The organism is Bacillus sp. SRB3LM, from assembly GCF_015712745.1.
Classification (GTDB): domain Bacteria; phylum Bacillota; class Bacilli; order Bacillales; family Bacillaceae_G; genus Bacillus_A; species Bacillus_A thuringiensis_K.
Genome location: NZ_VWVQ01000051.1, coordinates 1 through 7,610, shown reverse-complemented (window position 1 = coordinate 7,610; position 7,610 = coordinate 1). Strand labels below are relative to the sequence as shown.

Genomic DNA, 7,610 nt, shown 5'->3' with positions numbered 1-7,610 from the left:
TAGCTGGGTATTTCCAATCTCGCTTATCTTGTTTATCAGGTTTTGTTTTTGGCTTCTTTCGCTCTATTTTGTTCTTCACCTGATTTTGTTGTTCTAATGTATCTAACTTTGTTTGCATTTTCTCCATCTGTTCTTTTACTTCTTTAAGTTCCAACTTGATTTCTGATAACAACCTTAAAATTGCATCACCTTTATTCATAAAAATAACCTTCCTTTGTAGGATGAATATTTTCTCAATGTAAATAAGATTTAATTTTCAGTATTTTCAGTTATAATAAAGAAGAATAACTGTCATTATTCTCTTCTTGAAGGACGGACTATGCCAATAGAACCGTTCTTTTTTTATTAATACCTTTTATTATTTAGAAATTTATTATACTATACATTTGAGTAATTTTCATTTCATCTTTTACCTATGGGCAGACTATTTCAATAGTCTGTTCTTTTTATTTAACAGTTCGTAAAGGTGTACTTTTACAGATACGCAGAATCATAGGGTAAACTACGTCCATAAAAGTTGCATTTCCACTTTACAGATATAAATAGACTATAATTATGGTTGAGGTGAAAGAATTGCTACATAAAAAGTTTGGATATGTCAGAGTTTCCAGTAAAGACCAAAATGAAGACCGTCAGATTGAAAATATGAAATATCTTGGAATAGAAGATCGAGATATTTTTATTGATAAGCAGTCTGGTAAAAATATGAAGAGAGAAAATTATCAAATGTTAAAACGATTAGCTCGTACGGGCGATACTATCGTTTTTGATTCCTTAACAAGATTAGGTCGTAGCATGAATGATGTGCTAGAAGAATTTAGATATTACGAGCAACAGCGAATTAACTTACAATTTATTGAAGAACCTTTTATTAATGTGAATTATAATGGAGAAAGTACGAATGCTGTCATTCAACAGGCTGTACAAAAAGCGACCCTTACCATTCTATCTGCTTTTGCAGAAAAAGAAAGAAATGATATTAAACAACGACAAGCGGAAGGGATTGCATTAGCTAAAAAACAATGAAAACATTTAGGAAGACCACCCGTACAAATTACAGATCAATTTATTGAGGCGTATCAAGAATGGCAAGCTGGGACCATTACGGCGGTTGGAGCAATGAGAAAATATCATATAAAGCGTTCTTCTTTTTACAAACTAGTAAAAGAATATGAATCGCAAGGAACAATGAAACACATAACTAAAAATGGATGACATGTAAAGAAACGGTATTCGAGTTTCTTCCTAATTATATAGGAAGTGTAACTGACATTGTAGCTCACATCTAATATTTAGATCATGTCTTGCAAAATTTGGCGAAGATATGATAGCTATCAAGGGAATCTCCTTGATAGCTTGGGCTTGCTATTTCAGGTGTCCAACGGCATATATATCCCTTCATTTTTAAACAAACGTTTGATTCGTCAATATTTGTACAAAGTCCGGGGAAATTCGCTACGAATTACTATCTCATGTAGAATCTTCGCCATTCTATGTTTTTCGGATTTGTATTCAGAAATTACTCTTGTAGTACACGAAAAATCACCTAAGTTACCGGTACTTTTAATCTTTTTATTTGTGATTTTTCTTGCTTCATACAGCAAACTTTTCTGTTACAATATAAGCGAAGGTAACATGTACATGCTTGTAACCGATATCTCGTATGTGTATATTCAAGTAGCATTTGTTAAAGACCCTCTTTTTATAATAAAAAGAGGGTCTTTAACAAATATATGTTCTTGACTCCTATGTTTGTTACTTATTTTGATTGCCAGTCCGCAAAACATTCCCACTCTCTACTTTACTTGATTCGGTAATGTTGAGCCAGAATGCTCAATGGTTGGATGAACATGAACAGTAATATCAACATTACTAAAATAATTTTCCCCTTGATCCCAATTGGTACTTATCTTCTTCCACTCTTTATAATTATGCCGCTTATACACCTCTCCTAGTTCTAATACATCTACCTTATACTTTTTTTGAACCAACTGTATTGATTTTTGGATACACTTTTCCATTTCCTTTGCAATTTCTCTTTTTACACGTTGCTCATTCATCACTTGTTTCTGGTCCCTAACATGTACTTCTGCTAATATCCCTTCCAGAGATACATGAACATCAAACTTTGGCTTGATTATATTTGTCGTAGAGACTGTAATCTTTCGGCGTACTCTATGAATTTCATATGTAATACTTTGCTTTTTTTTGTGGATAGTAAAAAAGCCCGCAAATTTTTTACCTACTATATAGTTGATGTCTTGTGTTTGTTCCCCACTCAAGCTTCCCACATACTTCGCATCTTTTCCACGAAACAAAGCTGCACCTTCCACTTTTACTCCTTGTTTTGTTAACTGTAAGACAGGTAGTATAAAACTTCGGTGTGCGACTATTTTTTCCTGCACATCCCCAAGTCTTGTCGTCTCAACCATATGCGCATTTTGGGGAGAATGTTCAGCTAGCATATCAATATACTGTGCAGGTAAATTTTCCGGTGTTGCACTTTGTTGTAAGATAGCTTTTGCATGTTCATCGGAAACAAATAGCCGGATATTTCTCCTCATTTCATGATTGCGAATATATACATCTAGTATATTTTGTAAAATATATGGATGTGAGAGTAACTTTTTGGAGAAAATGATCACTTGTATATGCGGAAAAAATAATGATCGACTAATCTTTTTATCGATCATTCGTATTTGTTCAAACACACTATCTGCTTTCGCACTCACATTAATATAATTTTCACCATCGTCATTACCTCGTCCGTTTTGTTGTGTTGTCTTACTGGGAAGAACCATTTGGTATGTTCCCTGCATAATTGGATTCAATTCCTTGTCCTTTACCATATCGTAAGCCGCACCTACTACAAATCCTCGTTCTTCTATCTCCTCTAGCTCAGAGCATCCAGTTATACATCCAGCAAAACACATCACTAATATCATTTTAAGAAGGTGTTTCATTTCCATCATTCTTTCTTTTTATGTTATCATAGGTTATTTCTAACATACTGGCAGTACTTCTATTTGATAGAATGTCCATTGAACAGGAATTAGAGATCATGTTTTATCGTAACCCTTATAAATAATATGCATGGGGACAAAGTTTCTTATACAAATTTTTCCCTATACAAAATTCTTACTTCCTATAGAGGCATGTATAGTGAGCCTATAATCGTAAAAGAATTCATTCAACGAATGATTACTTATCAGGAACGTATGTGCAGATTAAGGTTGCATAATTGAAATCATCTGTGTCTATTTTATTAATTTAACGAATTTCCCGAAAGAATTCTCCTTCCTCAAGCCTGTGAAGGGCGTAGCCCAACGGTAGGTGGGAGATGAATTTCGGTTTGGCGTAGCCAAAAGGTTTTCCTTTTTATTTTGCCTCTGATATAATCAGTCTTATAAATTATAAAGGCTGGTATATAAATGAAATTAGATAGTAATAACCATTCAGTATTCTTGTTATATTATCACCTTGTGTTGGTCGTGAAATACAGAAGAAATGTGTTTGATGATGATATGTCAGACTATGCAAAAGATATGTTTGTTCGACTATCTGAAAACTATAACATCACATTAGTTGAATGGAATCATGATGTAGACCATGTTCATATTTTGTTCAAAGCACACCCTAATACAGAAATGACAAAATTCATCAATGCTTATAAAAGTGCAAGTTCTCGACTTATTAAAAGAGACTTTCCACAAGTGAAAAAGAAACTTTGGAAAGAGACGTTTTGGTCAAGAAGTTTTTGCTTGCTAACTACTGGTGGTTCGCCAATAGACGTAGTAAAAACATATATTGAAAATCAAAGTGAAAAGTGAGGTGAAATGATATGACAAAGCAGAATAAAGCATATACATTCCGTTTGTATCCAACAGAAGACCAAGCACATTTTATGTGTAAAACCTTCGGTTGTGTACGTTTCGTGTATAACAGAATGTTAGCTGAACGGAAAAAAGCGTATGAAAAACATAAAGATGATAAGGATCAACTAAAGAAACAAAAGCTTCCCACTCCTGCGAAATACAAAGCAGAATTTGAGTGGTTAAAAGAAGTTGATTCATTAGCTTTGGCAAATGCTCAACGAAACTTGCAAACTGCCTATAAAAATTTCTTTAGTGGTCAAAATGGCTTCCCGACATTCAAAAGCAAAAAAAAAGGAAGTCTTATACAACGAATGTAGTGAACGGAAATATTATGTTGCTTAACGGTCATATCAAATTACCAAAACTGAAAATGGTACGTATCAAACAGCATAGAGAAATACCACAAGGCCATATAATCAAGTCATGTACGATTTCTATGACACCTACTGGTAAATACTATGTGTCCATTTTGACTGAATACGAAAAAGAGATCGTACAAAAAGAAGTAGAAACAGTTGTTGGATTAGACTTTGCGATGGATCAATTATACGTCAGTTCTGAGGATGAGAGAGCCAAATCCTAAGTTTTATCGTGAAATGTTAGACCGATTAGCAAATGCTCAACGAGTATTATCAAGACGTACAAAAGGTTCAGGGCGTTGGAATAAACAACGTATCCGTGTAGCTAAGCTGCATGAAAAAGTAGCAAACCAACGTAAGAACTTCCTGCATCATAAGTCTAAAGAGTTAGCTACTCATTTTGATGTTGTCGCTATTGAAGATCTAAATATGAAGGGAATATCGCAAGCACTTCATTTTGGAAAAAGCGTCGCTGATAATGCTTGGGGTATGTTCACTTCTTTCTTAGCTTATAAACTAAATGAACAAGGCAAACAGCTTGTGAAAATAGACAAATGGTTTCCTTCCACAAAAACATGTAGCAGTTGTGGAAATATGAAAAATATGTCATTGTCTGAGCGAGCCTATTCTTGTATAGGCCTCACGGCACCATTTTGGGGAAATTGTACGCTAAGGACTACAAACCCTTATCATTACAGTGTTTTTTAAAGATGAGTATATGTTCATAAAGATAAAATCCTAAGTTTAATTGAACACTGATTTGTGTACACACTTTATGAACACGATTATAGCTAAAAATTGTTGATATTATTGAGTTTTATCGTCTGTCCATAAACATACAATTTTCTGTACACATTTTCTTGGCTTCAATTTTGTAAAGTTCCGGAAAAGTATTTTTTCACCTCAAGAAACAATACATACACTGCTAAATAACGCTATTTGAATGTGCATATCACAAAAACTAAAAAAGCAGAGATGGAAACCACCTCTGCTCAATATAGCTGTGTCTTGTAGTTTGTCCTACGCAAAGAGAAGCAAATTTGTGCACGAACACTGTTAAAAGTTAATTACCCAAAACACTAGAATACTTATACATTTTAAAATCCTGATGGAATATACAATGTACAAGTTGTAAACATTCATTATCATAAAAACTTTTATATGTAGGCAATCTTGGGAATAGAGGATCGGTTATATCTACATCTGCATAATTTCCTTTATGTGACATTTTTTCAGATTGATGATGCCATGATTTTGTTAATATATGTAGTGGTGATTTTTTTAGATTGTATTTCATTTCTAATGCACGAATTGTCATGTCGAATTTCTCAAGATAAATATAGCTAGTTATAAATTGCTCTTCTCCAGGTATATATTGTTGATCAATATGTGGGTCTAAGTAAGCCTGCTGCTTTTTTATATGCTGAATATAATACAAATATTGTTTGAACGAAAATCCTTTTACGCTGTTTTCATTTTTATAAAGGAATTGTTTAATAGGCTTCCATTGCGGTAGCTGATATCCTAAAGGATCTATCTGAGCAACAAAAGAACTAACAGCTCTATAATAAGGGTTTCGAACTAACTTATATGTCTTTTTTTGATTCGTTTGTAACGCTTTTATCAGTTCACTTTGGTAGGAGGGTGCTGCTTTATATATCTCATAATTATGAATAAAGGAATGATATTTAAATGCTGTTTTTAATTCATTAATTTGATAAAAAAACCAATGCGCAAAGGAAGTACAACCACTTTTTTGACTCCAAAATAAAATGAGGGGAAAATCTTTTTGAAAATGAGGGATACGTCCCTGTGCAACTATAATGTTAGATGCATTTGAATTTGACATCACGTTTCCCCCTTGTTATATATTAACATTATCCAATAATTGACGTATCCGATGATTATAAGTATGTTCCTGCAATGTTCTTTTATAGGCATTCGTCGCAATTTGTAACCGCTCTTTTTTATGCTCTAAATAATACTCTGATTTTGTAATAAATTCTGTAGAGGAATGAAACGTTTCTATTTCCGTACCTAGCTTGTAATGTGCCGAAAGGTTACAACGTACATCTGTTAATTGAAAAGCACATGAACTTGCAATTTCAAATGTACGATTATTAATAGAATGCGCTGCAATTTTTAAAGAGTTACGGTTTAATGTTTGATCCTGTGTGGAGCGATGCATATTTACATTAATTTTAGAGGAAGTATAATACTGTAAACTTTCCTCATACGTTGCAAAGGGTAGTAATTTAATTTTCTCTTTTAATGATTCATAATGCTTAAGTTTCTCCCAACCATAGCCTACAATACATGTGTTTTTTTGTTTTAAATAATCAGCAATTGAATCAATAAAAGTCAATCGATTTTCAAATGCAGTACCCAGAAAACTTATATCGTACTTATAAGACAATTGTTCAAGGCTTGGTTTATATATACTTGAATCAGACGCTAGAGGGACATAATATACATGATTACAGCCTAATTCCTGATAAAAATTAATGATTCCAGCATCTTGTGTAAATACATAGTCATAGTGCGGAACTATGTGTTGGGTAAGATCGGAATAATAGGGATCATCCGTTAACCATATTCCGGTTTTATATCCATAACGCTTTAACATAGGGATGATATCATGATTGAAATCTGGATGTAAGCCATGTAGAACAAGAATAAAATCTGGTTTTGTTTTAATTGCTGTTTTTATAGCCTCTTTACTGGAAACCATTGTGACGGCTTGTACTACTTTCTGAAGAGCATTATATATAGATATTTCTAGTGACGGATAATAAAAAGGGATACCAGATTGAACAAATAAAACCTTTGCATTTAAAGGATTCATATTTATCACCTCTTTCAAATTTATGTAATGTACAAAATAATAAAAATAGAGCAATATTTATAGTATATATAAATATTAGCTCTACTTTTCACAGATGTATCAGGAGGAACAGGAACCTCCTACACCATATATATGTTTCATAATGAAATGTAAGAATATAATTATCTTATTTTGTTGTATAAATTTAGCCTTATTTTTGTACCCTTTCTCATAAGCGAAAGATTAACGTTAAGAGAATCAGTAATTTATGTCTAAATTGTGTCTAAACGTACAATTTTCCCGAAATGGTATGGTGAGGCCCATGCCCATCAACTTAAGAGAACAAATAGAATGAAATTCCTTTCCAAAGGGTTACAAACTGTTCAACAGATGGATTATTCTTAAAAATTCACATGCTAAATAAACTCTAACGAGTTTTCTTTTTAAAACTATGCAGCTTTCTTTTGTTCCCTAGCTATACTATACTCATAATGAACACCCATGATATCAAAGACCGTTTTCTTCTCATATCGATGAGATTTCCGTCCGTTT

At 33.0% G+C, this 7,610-nt stretch carries 5 protein-coding genes and 2 pseudogenes; 3 read left to right on the top strand and 4 right to left on the bottom strand.

All coding sequences use genetic code 11. The features are described from left to right. Positions 1 to 199 (bottom strand): hypothetical protein (locus F3I02_RS19455; protein ID WP_196478308.1); only part of this gene is annotated, 199 nt, incomplete at its 3' end. A 356-nt stretch (positions 200 to 555) separates the two neighbouring features. Between F3I02_RS19455 and F3I02_RS19450 the strand changes: the two are divergent. After that, positions 556 to 1,215, top strand: a pseudogene (locus F3I02_RS19450) (recombinase family protein). Positions 1,216 to 1,796: 581 nt separating this feature from the next. Here the strand turns inward: F3I02_RS19450 and F3I02_RS19445 are convergent. After that, entirely contained in the window at positions 1,797 to 2,963 is a 1,167-nt protein-coding gene (locus tag F3I02_RS19445) for a Ger(x)C family spore germination protein (protein ID WP_196477582.1), read from the bottom strand. A 468-nt stretch (positions 2,964 to 3,431) separates the two neighbouring features. On the opposite strand from F3I02_RS19445, the gene tnpA reads away from it, so the two are divergent. Then, positions 3,432 to 3,830, top strand: coding sequence for an IS200/IS605 family transposase (gene tnpA, locus F3I02_RS19440; protein WP_196477581.1), 399 nt, complete (start codon positions 3,432 to 3,434; stop codon positions 3,828 to 3,830). Positions 3,831 to 3,841: 11 nt separating this feature from the next. Next, positions 3,842 to 4,870: pseudogene (locus F3I02_RS19435) on the top strand (RNA-guided endonuclease TnpB family protein); the annotation flags it as partial. A gap of 427 nt (positions 4,871 to 5,297) precedes the next feature. Here the strand turns inward: F3I02_RS19435 and F3I02_RS19430 are convergent. Together F3I02_RS19430 and F3I02_RS19425 are read right to left on the bottom strand one after the other, a co-directional pair. Further along, positions 5,298 to 6,083, bottom strand: a complete 786-nt coding sequence (locus tag F3I02_RS19430) for a sulfotransferase family 2 domain-containing protein (protein WP_196477580.1) — start codon at positions 6,081 to 6,083, stop codon at positions 5,298 to 5,300. A gap of 15 nt (positions 6,084 to 6,098) precedes the next feature. Next, the gene (locus F3I02_RS19425; RefSeq protein WP_196477579.1) at positions 6,099 to 7,079 is read right to left on the bottom strand and encodes a CgeB family protein; all 981 of its coding nucleotides are present in this window, start codon (positions 7,077 to 7,079) and stop codon (positions 6,099 to 6,101) included. Between the last annotated feature and the right edge of the window lie 531 nt (positions 7,080 to 7,610).